The sequence below is a fragment of the Arenimonas sp. genome (assembly GCF_036275555.1).
In the GTDB taxonomy this organism is placed as follows: domain Bacteria; phylum Pseudomonadota; class Gammaproteobacteria; order Xanthomonadales; family Xanthomonadaceae; genus Arenimonas.
Genome location: NZ_DASUDO010000021.1, coordinates 1 through 17,917 on the forward strand (window position 1 = coordinate 1; position 17,917 = coordinate 17,917).

Here is a 17,917-nt window from a genome sequence, read left to right on the forward strand (position 1 = left end):
ACGGTGGCGTGCACGCGCGACACGCGCGAATCGTTGACGTGCAGGTCCGCCGTGGCGGAACGGCCGAGCGTGAGCGCCTCGCCGCGCGGCCCCATGCGGCGCGTTTCGCCGGCGATGCTCAGCTCCAGGTGCGCCTCCGGCAGCTGGCCGAACATCGACACGCCCATCACGGTGGCTTCGGCATCGCGTTCCGGTTGCCATTCGACGCGGAAGACCTCGGTGGCCTCCGCCTTGCCGCGCAGGTACATGGGGCCGAGGCTGCGCAGCTTGTGCTGCTGTTCCTTCGGCAGGGCGTCGCGCACGCGCTGGGTGGTGAGGATCTGGTCGGCTCCGGCCAGGTCGGCCAGGCGCGCGGCGCAGTTGACGGCGTCGCCGTAGCAGTCCCCCTGGATCTCCACGACCTCGCCCGACTCGATGCCCATCTGCATCTGCACCGGCCGGCCGACGCCGCCCGGTCGCACCGGCTTCTGCGAGAGCCTTTCCTGGATCGCGATGCAGGCCGTGAGCGCCTGTGCCTCTTCCGGAAACACCACGAACAGGCCGTCGCCGAGCATCTTCACGACGCGGCCGTTGTGCTGTTCGAAGATCTTGGCGAGGGCCGTCGTCAGCTGGGTGACGAAGCGCCCGGCGGTCTCGTCACCGAGCCGCTCGAAGATGCCTGTGCTCCCTACGAGATCAGCGAATACGACGGAGGCCATTCGCGGCCATTATGCCCGCAGCCTTGCGGAAACGAAGAAGCCGGTTGGTCCTCGCGGGCCAACCGGCTGTCCTGCGGGGCCGCGCCGCCTAGCTCCCCGCGCCGCCGAGGAGGTCCACGAGTTCCGGGACGAGGGTTTCCGGCGTCCCCTTCTGCAATGCCTCCTCCAGCGTCGCCAGGACGGCGGCCGCGATCCCTTTCGCGGCACCCGCGTCGCCCGCCATGGTGTGGTAGTAATCCAGGTCCTTGCGGGCATTGGCGATCGAAAACCGCAGTCCCGAAGGATCGCGCGCCAGCAGGAACGGCCGGATCCGCTCCAGCGCGATGCCGCCGCCCCCGCCCTTGGCGAGCACGTCCACGAAGGCGCCGGCATCCACGCCGCTGCGCCGCGCGCAGGCCGCCGCCTCCGCCAGCAACGCCACCATGCCGAGCGAGACGTAGTTGTGCAGCAGCTTCATGCTGTGGCCGGCGCCGACCGGACCGACGTGCGTGATGTTCTCCGCGAAGCACTTCAGCAGGGGCCGGCACTCCTCCAGCAGCGCGGCATCGCCGCCCACCAGCAGGTTGAGCCTGCCCTCGGCCGCTTCCTTGGGCGTGCGGGTCATCGGCGCGTCGAGGAAGCGGCCGCCGCGGCGCTCCACCGCCGCCGCCATCCGCACGGTCGACGACGGCAGGGCGGTCGAGCAGTCGATGACGACGCCGCCGGGCCGCAGGCCCTCCAGCACCCCGCCGGGGCCGGTGAGCACGGCTTCGACCTGCGCCGAGCCGGTGACCACCAGGATCACGACGTCCGAGCGCATCGCCAGCTCGCGTGCGGTCGGCACGGCCACGGCGCCGGCAGCCTCGAGGGCATCCAGCGGCTGGTTGCCGGCGTGTTCCAGCACGGCCAGCCGGTAGCCATGCTTCACGACATTGCTGGCGATGCCGTGGCCCATCATGCCGATGCCGGCAATGCCTATGGTGTTCATGCTGCTCGCTCCCGGCGGTACGTCCACGCGCCTAGCCGCCCTTGGCAGTCGGATTGCGCATCGCCAGCATCAGGTTCTCGAAACTGCCCTCGGCGAACCGGGACCAGAGGATCTGGTCGTCGCGGAACTTCACGAAGCTGTCGTAGATCTTCTTCCACTTCTCGTTCTTCCCCGAAAGCTCGGCATAGAGCTCGTTGGTTGCCTTCCACGCCGCGGCCCCCACCTCTTTCGGGAACGGCCGGATCTGCACGCCGTTGCCCACCAGCCGGCGCAGGGCGTCGGGGTTGCGCGCGTCGTACTTGGCCTGCATCTCCACGTGCGCGTCGCTGCACGCCAGCTCGAAGATCGCCTGGTACTCCTTCGGCAGCGCCTGCCAGGCCTTCGCGTTCACGTACATCGTGATCTGCCCGCAGGGGTCCCAGTAGCTGGGGTAGTGGTAGACCTTGGCGATCTTGTAGAAGCCCAGTTTCTCGTCGTCGTAGGGCCCCACGAACTCGGCGCCGTCGATGCTACCTTTTTCCAGCGCCGTGTAGATTTCGCCGCCGGGAAAGTTCTGCGGCACCACGCCCAGGCGCTGCAGCACCAGTCCGCCGAAGCCGCCGATGCGGAACTTCAGCCCCTTCATGTCGGCCAGCGTCTTGATCTCCTTGCGGAACCAGCCGCCCATCTGCGTGCCGGTGTTGCCGCACGGAAAGTTGACGATGTTGTAGTCCCGGTAGAAGTCGCGCAGCAGTTGCAGCCCGCCGCCCGCGTACATCCAGCCGGTCATCTGGCGCGAGGTCATGCCGAAGGGGATCTGGCCGTCCAGCGCGAAGGTCGGGTCCTTGCCGAAGAAGAACACCGACGCGGTGTGCGCGCACTCGACGGTGCCGTTCTGCACGCCGTCGGCCACCTGCAGCGCGGGCATCAGCTCGCCGGGGCCGTGGACGCTGATCTCGAACTTGCCGCCGGTGGCGGCCGCCACGCGCCTGGCCACCGTCTCGGCGCCGCCGTAGATGGTGTCCAGGCTCTTGGGCCAGCTCGACGCCAGCCGCCAGCGGACCTGGGGCTGTGCCCGCACGATGGCGGGCGCCGCCAGTGCCGCGCCGACGGCGGCGGTCTGCACGAAGGATCGTCTCTGCATCTGTCTCTCTCCAGGGTGGTGGGTGGGTAGGGGCGCCCCGGGGAGTTGCGGACGCCGGTTGAACTGGTATGATCACTACATGACTGACGATTATGCAAGCCCGCCCACGGCCCGTCAACCGGGTGGCGCCTCGGACCCGCCGATCGCCCGCCGCAAGCTCTCGCACGAGGTGCTCGACCGCCTCCTGCCCCGCATCCGCTCGGGTGAATTCGCGGTCGGCTCGCGCCTGCCGTCGGAGCGCGAGCTGATGCAGGCGCTGGGCGTCGGCCGGCCCGCGGTGCGCGAGGCGCTGCAGACGCTCGAGCGCATGGGCCTCGTGTCCATCGTGCACGGCGAAGGCGCGCGCGTGCTGCCGCTGTCGGCCGAGAAGGTGATCGCGCAGATCTCCGACTCCGCCATGCACCTGTTCTCCGGCTCCAGCGACCTGCTGGAGCACCTGAAGGAGGCGCGCCTGCAGTTCGAGATCGGCATGGCGCGCATGGCCGCCGAGCGGGCCACGCCGCAGCAGGTCGAGCAGCTGGGCCTGCTGCTGGACGCGCACAAGGCGAGCGTGGACGACCCGGAACGCTTCCTGCGGACCGACATGGCCTTCCACCGCGGCATCGCCGCGATCTCGGGCAACCCGATCTACGCGGCCGTGTCGCAGGCCATGCTCGAGTGGCTGGAGCAGTTCCACCACGACCTGGTGCGCGCCCCCGGCGCCGAGAAGACCACCCTGGCCGAGCACGTGAAGCTGTTCAAGTGCATCGCCAGCCACGACCCGGACGGGGCCGCCGCGGCCCTGACGGCCCACCTGAAACGGGCCAACAGGCACTACGGCCCGCGGCCGGCGCCTACGGCCGGCACCCGCAGGAGATCCACTTGAACGAAGCCACCTGGCTCGAGGTGGCGCTGAACGGCCCCTGGTCCCGTTCGCGCCAGCCGAACATCCCCGTCACCGCCGACGAGATCGTGCAGGCCGCCGTCGCCTGCGCGGACGAAGGCGCCGCGATCGTCCACTTCCACGCCTACGACCCCGCCACCGGCCGGCAGCGCGACGACTACGAGATCTACGCGCCGATCATCGAGCGCATCCGCGCGCGGGCCGACGTGATCTGCTACGGCACCCTGCCCTTCGCGGGCAGCATCGATGCGCCCAGCCCGCTGAACCCGGCGCAGCGCTTCGGCGCCGTCGACCGGCTGGTGCGCGCGGGCCTGATCGAATGGTCGGTGGTGGACCCGGGTTCCACGAACATCAGCCACCACGCCGACATCGCGGCAGGCAAGGAAGGCTTCGTCTACGCCAACCCCGAAAGTCACATCCGCTACGGCCTGCAGCTCGCGCAACAGCATCGCATCACGCCCTCGTACGCGATCTACGAGCCGGGCTTCATGCGCCTGGGCGCGGCGCTGCATCGCGCCTACCCGGCCGCCCCGGTGCCGATCTACCGGCTGATGTTCTCGCAGCACATCGCTTTCGGATTTCCGCCCGCGGACTGGGCGCTGGACGCCTACCTGCGGCTGTTGCAGCTGGAACAGCCGGGCGCGCCGTGGATGGTCGCGGGCCTGGCCGTCGAACTCGGCACGCTCGTGGAGGCGGCGGTGGAACGGGGCGGCCACGTGCGCGTGGGCCTGGAGGATGCGCCCATGGGATGCACCCTGGACAACGCCAGCCTGGTGCGGCAGGCGCGCGGGCGCATCGAGCGCGCCGGCGGCCGGGTGGCGGACGCCGCGGTCGTCCGCGCCCGCCTGCGGCGCGGCGCCGTGACGGGAGCGTGATCATGGACCTGTTCCCCGGCTTCACGCACGGTCGCTTCCAGGCGGGCGGCGCCGAGATCCACTACGTGCGCGCCGGCGCCGGCGCGCCCGTGCTGCTGCTGCACGGCTATCCGCAGACGCATGCCTGCTGGCACCGCATCGCGCCGCTGCTGGCGCAGCACTACACCGTGGTGTGCGCGGACCTGCGCGGCTACGGCGACTCGTCCAAGCCGGCGGGATTGCCGGACCACTCCAACTACTCCAAGCGCGCGATGGCGCAGGACATGGTGGAGCTCATGGCGTCACTCGGCTTCGGGCGCTTCCACCTGGTCGGGCACGACCGCGGCGGCCGCGTCGCGCATCGCCTGGCGGCCGACCATCCGCGGCGCGTGCACACGCTCGCCGTGCTGGACATCTCTCCCACGCTGAAGATGTTCGAAAGCACCAACCTGGCGTTCGCGACGGCCTACTACCACTGGTTCCTGATGCTGCAGCCACCGCCGCTGCCCGAGCAGATGCTGGCGGGGCGGGTGCCGTTCAACATCCTGGGCCGGGTCGGCCGCGAGGAGCCCGACCTGAGCAAGTTCGACGACGAGGCCGTGCGCGAGTACGTGCGCTGCTTCGCCGACCCGGCCGCGATCCATGCCAGCTGCGAGGACTACCGCGCCGCCGGCACCATCGACCTGGAGCACGACCGCGCCGATCGCGCCGCCGGCCGCAAGCTGCCCATGCCGGTGCTCGCGCTGTGGGGCAGCGAAGGCGTGGTCGCGCGGCTGTTCGACTGCCTGGCCGACTGGCGCGAGGTGGCCGCCGACGTGAGCGGCCGGGCCCTGCCCTGCGGCCACTTCGTGCCGGAAGAGGCGCCCGCGGAAACGCTGGCCGAGATCACGGCCTTCCTGCGCCGCCATCCGCTGGAGACGCCATGAGCCAGGCGTTGTTCGACGCCCGGCACAAGAGCCGCGCCCTCCTCGAGGGCCCCGATCGCGCCGTCGCCCGCGGCATGATGAAGGCCGTCGGCTTCAGCGACGAGGACCTGAAGCGGCCGCAGGTGGGCGTGGCCCATTGCTGGATCGGCACCATGCCCTGCAACTGGACGCACCGCGCGCTGGCCGCGCGGGTGATGGAGGGCATCCGGGCCGCCGGCGGCACGCCGCTGGAGGTCAACACCGTCTCGATCAACGACGGCATCACCACCGGCTCCGAAGGCATGAAGACCTCCTTGGTCAGCCGCGAGGTGATCGCCGATTCGGTGGAGCTGGTCGCGCGCGGCCACATGTTCGACGCGCTGGTGGTGATCGCCGGCTGCGACAAGACCATCCCCGCGATGGCGATGGCGCTCGGGCGCCTGGACCTGCCGGGCCTGCTGGTGTACAGCGGCTCGATCGCCTCGGGCGCCTGCCATGAGCGGGAGGGGATGTTCGCCGGGCGCAAGCTCACCATCCAGGACATCTACGAGGCGATCGGCGCCTTCAACGCCGGCCGCATCTCCGAGCGCGAGTTCCGCGATGTCGAGGACCATGCCTGCCCCGGGGCCGGCGCCTGCGGCGGCCAGTTCACCGCCAACACCATGGCCACCGCCTGCGAGATGCTGGGGCTGGCGCCCATGGGCGTGGGCGGCATCCCCGCCACCGACGCCGGCAAGGAAGACGCCGCGCGCGCGTGCGGAACGCTCGTCATGGACCTGCTGCGCCAGGGCGTCACGCCGCGCGCGCTGGCCACCCGGCGCAGCTTCGAGAACGCGATCACCGGCGTGATGGCCACCGGCGGCTCCACCAACGCGGTGCTGCACCTGCTGGCCATGGCGCGCGAGTTCGGGGTCGAGCTGGCGATCGACGACTTCGACCGCTTCTCGCGCCGCACGCCGGTGCTGGCCGACCTGCGGCCCTGGGGCCGCTATACCGCGCCCGAGATGCACGCCGCCGGCGGCATGGCCGTGGTCGGCAAGCGCCTGGTGGAGGCGGGCCTGCTGCACGCGGACGAACGCACGGTCACCGGCCGCAGCATCGGCGAGGAGATCGCCCGCGCGCCCGAGCCCGAGGGCCAGCAGGTCATCCGGCCGCTCGCGGACCCCCTCAAGCCGCAGGGCGGCCTCGCCATCCTGCGCGGCAACCTGGCGCCGGGCGGCTGCGTGATCAAGCTGTCGGGCCAGGCGAAAACCATGCACCGGGGCCCCGCGCGCGTGTTCGAGCGCGAGGAAGACGCCTTCCAGGCGATCAAGGCCGGCACGGTCCAGCCGAACGACGTGCTGGTGCTGCGCAACGAGGGCCCCAGGGGCGGTCCGGGCATGCGCGAGATGCAGCTGGTCACCGGCGCGCTGCAGGGCGCCGGCCTCGGCGAGACCGTGGCGCTGGTGACCGACGGCCGCTTCTCCGGCGCCTCGCGCGGCTTCGTCATCGGCCACGTGGTGCCGGAAGCGGCGGAGGGCGGGCCGATCGCCGTGGTGAAGGACGGCGACCCGGTGGTGATCGACGTGGAGCAGCGCCGGCTGGACCTGGACGTGCCGCAGCGCGTGCTGCAGCAGCGGCTGGCGCACTGGACGCCGCCGCCGGCGCCCGCGGCCGCCACCGGCGTGCTCGCGAAGTACGCACTGCTGGTCTCCGACGCGTCCCAGGGGGCGGTCACCACCGCGCGGGGCTGAAACGATGGAACCGGGAGGCGCGGGCGCGCGCGCCTCAGCGCGCAGCGTCCGCTCGATCCGCGGTCTCCTGGAGTTCCTCCGTCAGCCACTGGGCCAGCGCCTGCGTTTCCGGGCGGGTGCGCATGTGCGGCGCGATCCACAGGGCCAGCTTGTGCGGCCCCGGCGCGAAGCCGAAGGGCGCCACCAGCTTGCCCGATTGCAGGTCGTCCAGCACCAGCATGCGCGGCACCGGCGCGATCCCGAGGCCGCACACCGCGGCCTGGATCAGGACGTAGAAATGCTCGAAGCGTTCGCGCACCGGGAACTCCATCCCGCCCACGGCGGCGGCGGCGGCCCACTCCGCCCAGGCGTTGGGCCGGGTCTTGGTGGCGAGCAGGCGCGCCTCGGCCAGATCCGCGGGCTGGCGGATGCGGGCGCCACGCATGTAGTCGGGCGAGCAGACCGGCCCCACCCACTCGGTGACCAGCTCGCGCACCACCACGTCCTCGGGCGGCTGGACCATGGTGTTGCGGATCGCCACGCCGATGTTCTCCCGCACCACGTCCACCGGCCCGTAGTTGACGTTGAACTGCAGCTCCACGCCCGGATGCTGCTGGTGGAAACGCGCCAGCCGCGGGATCAGCCAGTGCGTGAGGATGGAAGCCGAGCAGGAAAGCGTGAGCGGCCCGGGCTTGAGCTGCTCCAGTGCCGCGTGCATCAGGTTGAGGGCCGCGGCCACGCCCTCGGCGAGCCGGGCACCTTCGGGCGTGGGTTCGGTCGCGTGCGGACCGCGCGTGAGCAGTTGCACGCCGAGCTGCTCCTCGAGCGAACGGACGTGCCGGCTGACGGCGCCGTGCGTCACTGCAAGCTCATCGGCCGCGGCCGTCATGCTGCGCAGCCGGGCGGTCGCCTCGAAGGCGCGCAGCGCGTTGAACGAGGGGCGGGGCGTGTTCGGCACGGTGTGACTTTAGATCACGGGGCGCGAACTTTAAATCGTTTGTGGGCAGGCGGGCGAGCCGCGATAGTTCCCCCACTCGCAAGCGCAGGCGCCCCGGCCTGTGCAGAGACAAGGGAAGCAAGGATCGTGGTGATGCTACGCAACGACGGCGGCCAGCGCGCGGAATTCACGGCGCGCTATTTCGTGGAGAGCCCGGATCCGCTGCAGAAGGTGGCGGAAACCATCGCGGGCGAGCAGTCTTCGGGCACCTTCCTGGAACTGCCCGGCGAGACGGCGGAGCTCAAGCAGCGTGCCCGTGCCCGCGTCACGCGCATCGAGCCGCAGGCGCCGGCCCTGGAGCCGGGCCTGCACAGCGCCCTGGTGGAGCGGCGTGGCCACCACGGCGTCTTCCACCGGGGGGAAATCGAGATCGCCTTCCCGGTCGACAACGTGGGCGCCAACCTGCCGACGCTCCTGGCCACGGTGGCCGGCAACCTGTACGAGCTGGGCGAACTGACCGGCGTGCGCCTGCTGGACCTGGACCTGCCCGAGGCGTACGCGAAGCGCTTCCCGGGCCCGCGCTTCGCGGTCGCCGGAACGCGCGCCAAGGCGGGCGTGCACGGCCGCCCCCTGATCGGCACGATCATCAAGCCCAGCATCGGGCTGAGCGCGGAGCAGACCGCCGCGCTGGTGGACACGCTGCTGGCGGGCGGCATCGACTTCCTCAAGGACGACGAGCTGACCGCCGATCCCGTGCACGCGCCCTTCGACCAGCGGCTGTCCGCGGTCATGCCGGTGCTGCACCGGCATGCCGACCGCCTGGGCCGCATGCCGATGTACGCCATCAACATCTCGGGCACGGTCGACGAGATGCTCCGCCGCCACGACGACGTGCTGCGCGCCGGCGGCACCTGCGTGATGGCGAGCATCAACTGGGTGGGCTTCGCCGGCCTGCAGCACCTGCGCGAGCACTGCGAGCTCCCGATCCACGGCCACCGCAACGGGTGGGGCGCCTTGTCTCGCCACCCCGGCCTGGGCATGTCCTTCCCCGCCTACCAGAAGCTGTGGCGCCTGGCCGGCGTCGACCAGCTGCACGTCGGCGGGCTGCGCAGCAAGTTCTCCGAGCCGGATGCGGCCGTCGTCGAAGCAGCGCGCGCCTGCCTGGCGCCCTTTGCCGGCTCCGCGCCGGTGATGCCCGTGTTCTCCTCCGGCCAGTGGGCCGGCCATGCGCCTGCCCTCTACGCAGCCCTGGGCAGCATCGACCTGATGCACCTGGCCGGCGGCGGCATCGTCAGCCATCCGGCCGGCGTGGCGGCGGGCGTGGCCAGCATGCGCGAGGCCTGGGAAGCGGCCACCGCCGGACTGCCCCTGGCCGACTACGCCGCGCAGCGGCCGGCGCTGCGCGCCGCGCTGGAGAAGTTCGGGAGCATGGTGTGAGCTTGAAGCTGGCGTTCTACGGGGACGACTTCACAGGCTCCACCGACGCGCTGGAGGTGCTGGCCTTCGCCGGCTTGCGCACCGCCCTGTTCCTTGCGCCGCCGACGCCGCAAGCCCTGGAGAAGGCCGGGCCGCTGGACGCGTTCGGCGTCGCCGGGGACAGCCGCGCGATGACACCGCAGGAGATGGACGACGCCTTGCCGCCCGTGTTCGACGCGCTGGCGAAGAGCGGCGCCCCGATCGTGCACTACAAGGTCTGCTCCACCTTCGACAGCTCTCCCGCCACCGGCAGCATCGGCCGGGCGATGCAGATCGGCCGCCGCAGCTTCCCGCGCAGCTTCATCCCGGTGGTGGGCGGCACGCCCTCGCTGCGCCGCTACTGCGCCTTCGGCCACCTGTTCGCCCGCTCGGCGACCGACGACCAGGTCCACCGCATCGACCGCCACCCGATCATGAGCGTGCACCCGGTGACGCCGATGACCGAGAGCGACCTGCGGCTGCATCTGGGCGCCCAGGCGCCGCTGAAGATCGCGAGCCTCGCCTTCCCGCAGCTGGATGCCGGCCACGAGGCTGCCGCCGCCCACCTGCAGTCGCTCCTCTCGCAGGGCGCCGACGCCGTGGTGTTCGACAGCCTCACGCCGACCCACCTCACCGAGGTGGGGCACCTGCTCGCGCGCCAGGCCGCCAAGGCGGCGCCGGTGTTCGTCGTCGGCCCCTCGGGCGTCGAATACGCGCTGACCCAGTGGTGGCGCGCCGCGCACGAACTCAGCGCGCCGCTGTCCGATTACCTGCGCTTCCGCCGCGCCGAACGCGTGCTGGCGGTGTCCGCCAGCGCCTCGCTGCTGAGCGCGCAGCAGATCGACGCCGCCGTCGAAGCGGGTTTCGCCGAACTCGCCGTCGACGCCGCCGCCCTGCTGGACGAGCGCGGCTGGCAGGCGGCCCGGGACCAGCTCGCGACCGACGCGCTGCACGCGCTGAGGCGCGGCAAGAGCGTCATCCTGCACTCCGCGCGCGGACCGCAAGACCCCCGCATCGAAGCCGCCGTCGCGGCGATGCAGGCGCAGGGCCTGGCCCGCGAGGAGGCGCGCCACGAAGCCGGTCGCCTGCTCGGCCGCCGCCTCGGCGCGGTGACGCAGGCGATCCTGCGCGACGAGCCGCTGGAGCGGCTGCTGCTCTCGGGTGGCGACACCTCCAGCCAGATCGTGAAGACCCTCGCGCCCGAAGCGCTGTTCGTGGCCGCCCGCCTCACGCCGGGCGCGCCGCTGTGCCGCCTGGTGTCCGCGCAGCCCTGGCTCGATGGCCTGGAGGTCGCCCTGAAGGGAGGCCAGATGGGCGACACGCACTTTTTCGAAACCGCCCGGCTCGGCCGGACCTGAACGCCGCACCGGCACCCATTCCACCGAAGGAGACGACATGAAGACCTGGACCACCCGCATCGTTGCCGCCGCCGCGGCCTGCCTGCCGCTCGCCGCGGCCGCGCAGCAGCCCGCCGGCGATTTCAAGGAGCGCACCATCCGCGTGAGCCACGTGGTGCCCAAGGACCACCCGTTCCAGGTGGGCGTCGAGAAGTTCGCCGAGCTGCTGGCGCAGAAGACGGGCGGCAGGATGAAGATGCGCGGCTACCCCGACGGCCAGCTGGGCGCCGAGCTGCAGTCGATCTCGTCCGCCCAGGGGGGCGTGCTGGAGATGGCGCTGGTGTCCACCGCCGCCACCGCGTCGGTCGTGAAGGAGTTCGGCGTCTACGACCTGCCCTTCCTGTTCAACGACCACAGGGAAGCGGACCTGGTGCTGGACGGCCCCGTGGGCCGCAGGCTGCTGGACAAGCTGGCGGAAAAGAACCTGGTCGGCCTGTGCTATTTCGAGAACGGCTTCCGCCACCTGACCAACAGCCGCCACGCGGTGGCCAGGGTGGAGGACTTCAAGGGCCTGAAGATCCGCACCATCCAGAACCCGGTGTTCATCGACATCTTCAACACGCTGGGCGCCAATGCCCTGCCCATGCCCTTCACCGAGGTGTTCACGGCGCTCGAGTCGAAGGCCATCGACGGCCAGGAGACGCCGTACAGCAACATCTTCGGCAACAAGTTCTACGAAGTGCAGAAGCACATGAGCAACACCGGCCACATCTACGGCGCCGCGGTGGTGCTGGTGGGCCGGAAGTTCTGGGACCAGCTGAACGCCGGGGAGCAGAAGGTGCTGCAGGAGTCGTGCAACGCCGCCCGTGATTTCGAGCGCCGCTACAACCGCGAGCAGGACCCCAAGCTGCTGGCCCAGATCCGCGCCAAGGGCATCACCTACACCGAGATCGCGCCCAGCGAGCGCGCCCGCATGCGCGAGCACCTCAAGCCGGTCTACGAGAAGTACGCCCGCACGCTGGGCGAGGACGTGGTCAGGCAGACCCTGGCCGAGCTGGACAAGCACCGCTCCGCCGCCAAGTAATCGCAACGGACCCGAGGAGACATCACATGAAGAAAGTCGTTGTGCTCGGCGCGGGCGGCAAGATGGGCTACCGCTGCTCCGCCAACCTGCGCGGCGCGCCCTACGAGGTGTCGCACGTGGAAGTCAGCGAGGCGGGTCGCGCCCGGCTGAAGGAACTGGGCATCAGCTGCGCGCCCGCCGATTCGGCGATCCCGCAGGCGGACGTCGTGGTGCTGGCGATCCCGGACAACGTGATCGGCAAGGCCACGCGGCAGCTGGCGAAGCAGTTCAAGCCGGGCGCGATCCTGATCGCGCTCGACGCCGCCGCGCCCTTCGCCGGCGAGTTGCCGGAGCGCGAGGACCTCACCGTGTTCGTGGCGCATCCCTGCCATCCGCCGATCTTCAACGACGAAACCGACCTGGAAGCCAAGCGCGACCACTTCGGCGGCGTCAAGGCGAAACAGGCGATCGTCTGCGCCCTGCTGCGCGGTCCGCAGGAGCACTTCGACCTGGCGGAGGACGTGGCCACGCGCATGTACGCGCCGGTGATGCGCTCGCACCGGGCCACGGTCGAACAGATGGCCATCCTGGAGCCGGTGCTGTCGGAGACGGTATGCGCCACCTGCCTCACCGTGATCCGCGAAGCCACCGACGAAGCGGTGCGCCGCGGCGTGCCCAAGGAAGTGGCGCACGACTTCATCCTCGGACACCTGAACGTGGAACTGGCGATCCTGTTCGACCAGCTGCCCGGCGTGCGGATGTCGGACGCCGCCAACCGCGCGGTCGAGCGGGCCAAGAAGGAGATCTTCGCGCCCGACTGGAAGAAGGTGTTCGAGCCGGACGCGATCCGCGAGAGCATCCGCCAGATCACCGACGTGGAGGCGTAGGCACCATGGCCCGCCTCGTCGACGGCTACTTCCGCGCGCTGCGCGCGCTCATCGCGCTGTGCCTGCTGCTCATGGTGGTGCTGGTGTTCGGCAACGTGGTGCTGCGCTACGTGTTCAACACCGGCATCACGCTCAGCGAGGAGCTGTCGCGCTGGCTGTTCGTGTACCTGGTGTTCCTGGGTGCGGTGGTCGCCATGCGCGAGCACGCGCACCTGGGAATGGACGGGGTGGTCAAGCGGCTGCCGCCGGCGGGAAAGAAGGCCTGCCTGGTCGCGAGCCATGCGCTCATGCTGTGGGCGACCTGGCTGCTGCTCAAGGGCAGCTGGGTGCAGACCCAGATCAACCTCGGGTCGACTGCACCCTCCTCGGGCCTGTCGCTGGGGATCTTCTACGCGGTGGGCATCGTCTACGGCGTGTCCGTCGGCGCAATCCTGCTGGCCGACCTGTACCGTGTGCTGACGGGCGCCGTGCGCGACGACGAACTCGTGATGGTGCGCGAGTCCGAGGAGGTGGAGGAGCTCGAGGCCACCCTGCACCACCCGGTCGGCGGCGGCGCTGCCGCCCGCCCCGTCCCGTCCGGACGGGCCGCCTGAGCCGGAGACAGCCATGCCCGTCGCCGTCTTCCTCTTCTCGCTGCTGGGCGCCATGGCGCTCGGCATGCCGATCGCCTACGCGCTGCTGGTGTCGGGCATCGCGCTGATGCTGCACCTGGACATGTTCGACGCGCAGATCATCGCGCAGAACGTGATCAACGGGGCCGACAGCTTTCCGCTGATGGCCGTGCCCTTCTTCCTGCTGGCCGGGGAGATCATGAACGTGGGCGGCCTGTCGCGCCGCATCGTGAACGTGGCGATGGCGGCGGTCGGCCATGTGCGCGGCGGCCTCGGCTACGTCACCGTGGTAGCCGCCTGCGTGCTGGCGGCGCTTTCCGGCTCGGCCATCGCCGACGCGGCGGCGCTGGCCAGCCTGCTGGTGCCCATGATGGTGCAGGCGGGGCACGACAAGTCGCGCGCCGCCGGCCTCGTGGCCTCGGCAGGCATCATCGGCCCGATCATCCCGCCCTCGATCGGGTTCGTGATCTTCGGCGTCGCCGCCAACCTGTCGATCACCAAGCTGTTCCTCGCCGGCATCATGCCCGGCATCTACCTGGGCATCGCGCTGATGGTCACCTGGTGGTTCCTGGTGCGCAAGGACGACGTGGTGGTGCTGCCCAGGCGCGCGCCCGGCGAGCTGCGCCGCACGCTGCTGGATGGCAGCTGGGCGCTCATGCTTCCCTTCATCATCATCTTCGGCCTGAAGTTCGGCATCTTCACGCCGACCGAAGCCGGCGTGGTGGCGGCGGTGTATTCCTTCGTGGTCGCGGTGTTCGTGTACCGCGAGCTGAAGGTGGGCCAGATCTACGAGCTGTTCGTCACTTCGGCCAGGATCACCGCCGTCGTGATGTTCCTGGTCGCCGCGGCGCTGGTGGCGGCCTGGCTGATCACCGTGGCCGACATGCCTGCCAAGGTCATCGCCATGCTGGAGCCGCTGATGGAGCACAAGACCCTGCTGCTGCTGGCGATCATGGTGCTGGTGCTGGTGGTCGGCACGGCCATGGACATGACGCCGACCATCCTGATCCTCACCCCGGTGCTGGTGCCGCTGGTCAAGGCGGCCGGAATCGACCCGATCTATTTCGGCGTGCTGTTCATGATCTGCAACGCCATCGGCCTGATCACGCCGCCCGTGGGCACCGTTCTCAACGTGGTGGCCGGCGTCTCCAAGATCTCGATCGGCCAGGTTGTCAAGGGCGTGCTGCCCTTCATGCTGGCGCAGATCATCGTCCTGTTCCTGCTGGTGCTGTTCCCCTCGCTGGTGACGGTGCCGGCCAAATGGTTCGCCGGCTGAACGCCGCGCGTGCCGCCCATTCGGAGAAAAGCAGATGCTGAAGAAGGAAGTGGCCCGCGGGCCCGGCGCCCGCGTCGTCATCATGGACTCGATCACCAAGGTCACCGCCGACGATGCCGGCAGCGTGGTGGTCTCCGCCTCGCACGGCGGCGCCAGTTCGGGCGAGTTCGCCCTGGAAGTGCCCCTGAAGGCGGCGTTCTTCAACGACGCCGGCGTCGGCAAGGACCAGGCCGGCATCGCCGCCCTCGCGATGCTGCAGAAGCGCGGCGTTGCGGCCGGCACGGTATCGCACACCAGCGCGCGCATCGGCGAGTCCCAGGACATGTGGGATGAAGGCGTGATCTCGCACCTGAACGAGGGTGCCCGCGCGCTCGGCCTGTCCGTGGGCGAGCCCCTTCGGCAGGCGCTGGAACGGCTCGCGCGCGGCTGAAAGCCGGAGAACCTGCACATGAAGACGTACCAGCATTTCATCGACGGCCGATACGTGGAGCCCGCCAGCCAGCGCTGGATGGACACCGTGGATCCCTACACCGGCCAGCCCTGGGCGCAGATCCCGCAGGGCGATGCCCGCGACGTCGACCGCGCGGTGGCCGCCGCCAGGCGCGCGATGCGCGAAGGCCCCTGGTCGAGGATGACCGCCACCGAGCGTGGCAAGCTGATGCTGCGCCTGGCCGATCTGGTGGAGAAGAACGCCCAGCGCCTGGCCGAGATCGAGGTGCGCGACAACGGCAAGCTGCTGGCCGAGATGCAGGGGCAGCTCAGGTACCACCCCGAGTGGTGGCGCTACTTCGGCGGGCTCGCCGACAAGATCGAAGGTCGCGTGATGCCGATCGACAAGCCCGACGTCTTCGCCTTCACGCGCCAGCAACCCGTGGGGGTGGTCGGTGCGATCACGGCCTGGAATTCCCCGCTGCTGTTCATCGCCTGGAAGTGCGCGCCCGCGCTGGCCGCGGGCTGTGCGGTCGTGATCAAGCCTTCGGAATTCGCTTCGGCCTCGACGCTGGAATATGCCGAGCTCACGCGTGAGGCCGGCTTTCCCGACGGGGTGTTCAACGTGGTCGCGGGACTGGGACACGAGGTCGGCTCCGCGCTGGTGGACCACCCGGACGTGGCGAAGATCACGTTCACCGGTTCGGACGCCACCGGCGCCCGAATCTACGCGCAGGCGGCCGCGAAGATGAAGCGCGTTTCGCTGGAGCTCGGGGGCAAGTCGCCCAACATCGTGTTCGAGGACGCCGACCTCGAACAGGCTGCCGCCGGCGTGGTGTCCGGCATCTTCGCCGCCACCGGCCAGACCTGCATCGCAGGTTCGCGCCTGCTCGTGCAGGACTCCATTCGCGAGCAGTTCACGCGCCGCCTGGTCGAACTGGGCGCCTCGGCGCGCAAGGGGAACCCGATGCACGCGGAGACCAACATCGGCCCGATCACCACGCCCGCTCAATACCGCAAGGTGCTCGAGTACATGGAGATCGCAAAGGCCGAGGGGGCCCGTTGCGTCCTCGGCGGCGGCGCGGCCGGGAGCCTGCCCGGCGGCCAGTTCGTGGAGCCGACGATCTTCGTGGACGTGAAGCCGGGCATGCGCATCGCGCGCGAGGAGGTGTTCGGCCCCGTGCTGTCGATCCTGGGATTCGAAACCGAGGCCGACGCCGTGCGAATGGCCAATGACACCATCTACGGGCTCGCCGCGGGCGTATGGACCGGCGACATGGGCCGCGCGCTGCGGATGTCGCAGGCCCTCGAGGCGGGCACCGTATGGGTGAACACGTACCGGGCGGTCAGCTACATGATGCCCTTCGGGGGCATGAAGCACTCCGGCCTCGGCCGGGAGAGCGGGATCACCGCCATCGACGAGTACCTGGAGAACAAGAGCACCTGGATCTCGTACGCCAGGGGAGCGCCCGCCAATCCGTTCGTGATGCGGTGACGGACCGCGCCAGAAGGCAAAAAAGCCCGGACCTTCGCAGGTACCGGGCTTTTCCAGTGTTGGTCGGCGTGGCGGGATTCGAACTCGCGACCCCTTGCACCCCATGCAAGTGCGCTACCAGGCTGCGCTACACGCCGAGCCCGCAATTATAGCCGGGCATTCGGCCCTTCGAAGTCGCGCGGCGATTTTTCAGTGAACGCCCAGCAAGTCGCGGATTTCGAACAGTTCGCGACGCAACAGTTGCAGCTTCTGCGAGATCGCATCGCGCTCGTCCGGCGGCGCTTCCTCGAACTGGCTCTCGCCGAAGGTGGATTCCTCCACCTCGATGACCTCCACCCCATCGAGCATGACCTCGCCGGCGCGGCGCCTGTCGCGCTCGACCTGCACGATCTCCTGCAGCTTGTTGCGCGCGCCGCTGATGGTGAAGCCCTGGTCGTACAGCAGGTCGCGGATGCGCCGGATCATCAGCACCTCGTGGTGCTGGTAATAGCGGCGGTTGCCGCGGCGCTTCATCGGGCGCAGCTGGGTGAACTCCTGCTCCCAATACCGTAGCACGTGGGGCTTGACGCCACACAGCTCGCTGACCTCACCGATGGTGAAGTAGCGCTTGGCAGGGATAGCCGGAAGGCCTTTCTCCATTGAAATCAATCTACTAGGAGAGAAAGCTTTGAGGTTACTCTAACTCGGGACGGATGCAAAGCGCGTCCGAGAGGCGGTGCTTGCGCCCCTGCCCTGCGGTAGCGCCGCCGCGACGGGCGCACCGGGAAAAGCGGGAAAAACGCCCCCGCGGGCGCTCAGGACTTGGGCTCGCCGTTGCCCTGGATCTGTTCCTTGAGCTTGTGGCTGGCGTGGAAGGTGACGACGCGCCGGGCTTCGATCGGGATGGCCTCGCCGGTGCGCGGGTTGCGGCCCGGGCGCGGCGCCTTGGTGCGGATCTGGAAGTTGCCGAAGCCGGAGATCTTGACGTCCTGGCCGTCGACCAGGCTCTGCGAGATCAGGTCGAAGAAGGCGTCGATCATGTCCTTGGACTCGCGCTTGTTCAGCCCGATCTGCTCGAACAGCAGCTCGGCGAGCTGCGCCTTCGTGAGTGCCGGGGTTTCCAGGCTCTCGACGGCAAACTCCATCATGTCTTCTGTCCTGAGCGCTGTTGTTGTCGCGAGGTCGGCCATGCTCATCCCCTCAGTCGGCCGCCGAGCCGCGCGGTGACCCTCTCCACCACCGCGCGCACGGCCGATTCGATTTGCTCGTCGGTCAGTGTGGCGTCGCTGCGCGCGAGCGTCAAGCG

The 17,917-nt window shown here is 70.0% G+C and carries 17 protein-coding genes, 1 tRNA gene and 1 pseudogene; 12 read left to right on the plus strand and 7 right to left on the minus strand.

Translation table 11 applies throughout. The features are described 5' to 3' along the window. The 3 genes from VFV21_RS05910 to VFV21_RS05920 all read right to left on the minus strand — a co-directional run. A partial coding sequence (locus VFV21_RS05910; protein WP_329668549.1) for an adenylate/guanylate cyclase domain-containing protein occupies nucleotides 1-698 on the minus strand: 698 nt, incomplete at its 3' end. Nucleotides 699-786: 88 nt separating this feature from the next. Beyond that, on the minus strand, nucleotides 787-1,665 hold the full coding sequence (locus VFV21_RS05915; RefSeq protein ID WP_329668550.1) for an NAD(P)-dependent oxidoreductase: 879 nt from the start codon (nucleotides 1,663-1,665) through the stop codon (nucleotides 787-789). Nucleotides 1,666-1,696: 31 nt separating this feature from the next. Further along, nucleotides 1,697-2,788, minus strand: coding sequence for a TRAP transporter substrate-binding protein (locus VFV21_RS05920; protein ID WP_329668551.1), 1,092 nt, complete (start codon nucleotides 2,786-2,788; stop codon nucleotides 1,697-1,699). Between the two features lie 79 nt (nucleotides 2,789-2,867). Here VFV21_RS05920 and VFV21_RS05925 point away from each other — a divergent pair, with 79 nt between their 5' ends. Genes VFV21_RS05925 through ilvD form a run of 4 tightly spaced genes read left to right on the plus strand, consistent with a single transcriptional unit; the run spans nucleotide 2,868 to nucleotide 7,163 of the window. Then, a complete protein-coding gene (locus VFV21_RS05925; protein WP_329668552.1) occupies nucleotides 2,868-3,653 on the plus strand; it encodes a transcriptional regulator NanR in 786 nt (261 codons plus the stop codon). After that, nucleotides 3,650-4,546: a 3-keto-5-aminohexanoate cleavage protein gene (locus VFV21_RS05930; RefSeq protein WP_329668553.1), complete on the plus strand. Its 897-nt coding sequence runs from the start codon at nucleotides 3,650-3,652 to the stop codon at nucleotides 4,544-4,546. The genes VFV21_RS05925 and VFV21_RS05930 overlap by 4 nt, the downstream gene beginning before the upstream one ends. Before the next feature lie 2 nt (nucleotides 4,547-4,548). Next, nucleotides 4,549-5,451 (plus strand): alpha/beta hydrolase, encoded by a 903-nt coding sequence (locus tag VFV21_RS05935; protein ID WP_329668554.1) that lies wholly within the window; start codon nucleotides 4,549-4,551, stop codon nucleotides 5,449-5,451. Next, nucleotides 5,448-7,163 carry a dihydroxy-acid dehydratase gene (ilvD, locus tag VFV21_RS05940; RefSeq protein ID WP_329668555.1) on the plus strand — a complete coding sequence of 572 codons (1,716 nt, stop codon included), beginning with the start codon at nucleotides 5,448-5,450 and terminating at the stop codon, nucleotides 7,161-7,163. The genes VFV21_RS05935 and ilvD overlap by 4 nt, the downstream gene beginning before the upstream one ends. A 34-nt stretch (nucleotides 7,164-7,197) precedes the next feature. Here the strand turns inward: ilvD and VFV21_RS05945 are convergent, their stop codons facing one another. Further along, nucleotides 7,198-8,100 carry a LysR substrate-binding domain-containing protein gene (locus VFV21_RS05945; RefSeq protein ID WP_329668556.1) on the minus strand — a complete coding sequence of 301 codons (903 nt, stop codon included), beginning with the start codon at nucleotides 8,098-8,100 and terminating at the stop codon, nucleotides 7,198-7,200. A 132-nt stretch (nucleotides 8,101-8,232) separates the two neighbouring features. On the opposite strand from VFV21_RS05945, the gene VFV21_RS05950 reads away from it, so the two are divergent. The 8 genes from VFV21_RS05950 to VFV21_RS05985 are packed head-to-tail and all read left to right on the plus strand — an operon-like array spanning nucleotide 8,233 to nucleotide 16,632. Further along, nucleotides 8,233-9,516: a ribulose-bisphosphate carboxylase large subunit family protein gene (locus tag VFV21_RS05950; protein WP_329668557.1), complete on the plus strand. Its 1,284-nt coding sequence runs from the start codon at nucleotides 8,233-8,235 to the stop codon at nucleotides 9,514-9,516. After that, entirely contained in the window at nucleotides 9,513-10,892 is a 1,380-nt protein-coding gene (locus VFV21_RS05955; RefSeq protein ID WP_329668558.1) for a four-carbon acid sugar kinase family protein, read from the plus strand. Before VFV21_RS05950 ends, VFV21_RS05955 begins: the two co-directional genes overlap by 4 nt. 37 nt (nucleotides 10,893-10,929) lie before the next feature. Further along, nucleotides 10,930-11,955, plus strand: coding sequence for a TRAP transporter substrate-binding protein (locus VFV21_RS05960; RefSeq protein ID WP_329668559.1), 1,026 nt, complete (start codon nucleotides 10,930-10,932; stop codon nucleotides 11,953-11,955). A 26-nt stretch (nucleotides 11,956-11,981) separates the two neighbouring features. Further along, nucleotides 11,982-12,821 carry a phosphogluconate dehydrogenase C-terminal domain-containing protein gene (locus VFV21_RS05965; protein ID WP_329668560.1) on the plus strand — a complete coding sequence of 280 codons (840 nt, stop codon included), beginning with the start codon at nucleotides 11,982-11,984 and terminating at the stop codon, nucleotides 12,819-12,821. Nucleotides 12,822-12,826: 5 nt separating this feature from the next. After that, nucleotides 12,827-13,414 carry a TRAP transporter small permease gene (locus VFV21_RS05970; protein ID WP_329668561.1) on the plus strand — a complete coding sequence of 196 codons (588 nt, stop codon included), beginning with the start codon at nucleotides 12,827-12,829 and terminating at the stop codon, nucleotides 13,412-13,414. A 13-nt stretch (nucleotides 13,415-13,427) separates the two neighbouring features. After that, a complete protein-coding gene (locus VFV21_RS05975) occupies nucleotides 13,428-14,708 on the plus strand; it encodes a TRAP transporter large permease subunit (RefSeq protein WP_329668562.1) in 1,281 nt (426 codons plus the stop codon). A gap of 34 nt (nucleotides 14,709-14,742) precedes the next feature. Next, nucleotides 14,743-15,138, plus strand: a complete 396-nt coding sequence (locus VFV21_RS05980) for a hypothetical protein (RefSeq protein ID WP_329668563.1) — start codon at nucleotides 14,743-14,745, stop codon at nucleotides 15,136-15,138. An 18-nt stretch (nucleotides 15,139-15,156) separates the two neighbouring features. Further along, nucleotides 15,157-16,632, plus strand: a complete 1,476-nt coding sequence (locus VFV21_RS05985) for an aldehyde dehydrogenase (RefSeq protein WP_329668564.1) — start codon at nucleotides 15,157-15,159, stop codon at nucleotides 16,630-16,632. Nucleotides 16,633-16,692: 60 nt separating this feature from the next. Here VFV21_RS05985 and VFV21_RS05990 read toward each other — a convergent pair. From VFV21_RS05990 to VFV21_RS06000, 3 genes and pseudogenes are all read right to left on the minus strand, one after another. Next, a tRNA-Pro gene (locus tag VFV21_RS05990) sits at nucleotides 16,693-16,769 on the minus strand. Nucleotides 16,770-17,028: 259 nt separating this feature from the next. Next, nucleotides 17,029-17,271 (minus strand): annotated as a pseudogene (locus VFV21_RS05995) (MerR family transcriptional regulator); the annotation flags it as partial. Nucleotides 17,272-17,426: 155 nt separating this feature from the next. Then, nucleotides 17,427-17,756, minus strand: coding sequence for an integration host factor subunit alpha (locus VFV21_RS06000; protein ID WP_329668565.1), 330 nt, complete (start codon nucleotides 17,754-17,756; stop codon nucleotides 17,427-17,429). Nucleotides 17,757-17,917 lie beyond the last annotated feature (161 nt).

Bases quoted from the DNA above. Each gene is read 5' to 3' on its own strand.
- VFV21_RS05915 (WP_329668550.1), bottom strand. From the start codon at position 1,665: ATGAACACCATAGGCATTGCCGGCATCGGCATGATGGGCCACGGCATC.
- VFV21_RS05980 (WP_329668563.1), top strand. From the start codon at position 14,743: ATGCTGAAGAAGGAAGTGGCCCGCGGGCCCGGCGCCCGCGTCGTCATC.
- VFV21_RS05975 (WP_329668562.1), top strand. From the start codon at position 13,428: ATGCCCGTCGCCGTCTTCCTCTTCTCGCTGCTGGGCGCCATGGCGCTC.
- VFV21_RS05950 (WP_329668557.1), top strand. From the start codon at position 8,233: ATGCTACGCAACGACGGCGGCCAGCGCGCGGAATTCACGGCGCGCTAT.
- VFV21_RS05935 (WP_329668554.1), top strand. From the start codon at position 4,549: ATGGACCTGTTCCCCGGCTTCACGCACGGTCGCTTCCAGGCGGGCGGC.
- VFV21_RS05960 (WP_329668559.1), top strand. From the start codon at position 10,930: ATGAAGACCTGGACCACCCGCATCGTTGCCGCCGCCGCGGCCTGCCTG.
- VFV21_RS06000 (WP_329668565.1), bottom strand. From the start codon at position 17,756: ATGGAGTTTGCCGTCGAGAGCCTGGAAACCCCGGCACTCACGAAGGCG.
- VFV21_RS05965 (WP_329668560.1), top strand. From the start codon at position 11,982: ATGAAGAAAGTCGTTGTGCTCGGCGCGGGCGGCAAGATGGGCTACCGC.
- ilvD (WP_329668555.1), top strand. From the start codon at position 5,448: ATGAGCCAGGCGTTGTTCGACGCCCGGCACAAGAGCCGCGCCCTCCTC.
- VFV21_RS05985 (WP_329668564.1), top strand. From the start codon at position 15,157: ATGAAGACGTACCAGCATTTCATCGACGGCCGATACGTGGAGCCCGCC.
- VFV21_RS05970 (WP_329668561.1), top strand. From the start codon at position 12,827: ATGGCCCGCCTCGTCGACGGCTACTTCCGCGCGCTGCGCGCGCTCATC.
- VFV21_RS05920 (WP_329668551.1), bottom strand. From the start codon at position 2,788: ATGCAGAGACGATCCTTCGTGCAGACCGCCGCCGTCGGCGCGGCACTG.
- VFV21_RS05925 (WP_329668552.1), top strand. From the start codon at position 2,868: ATGACTGACGATTATGCAAGCCCGCCCACGGCCCGTCAACCGGGTGGC.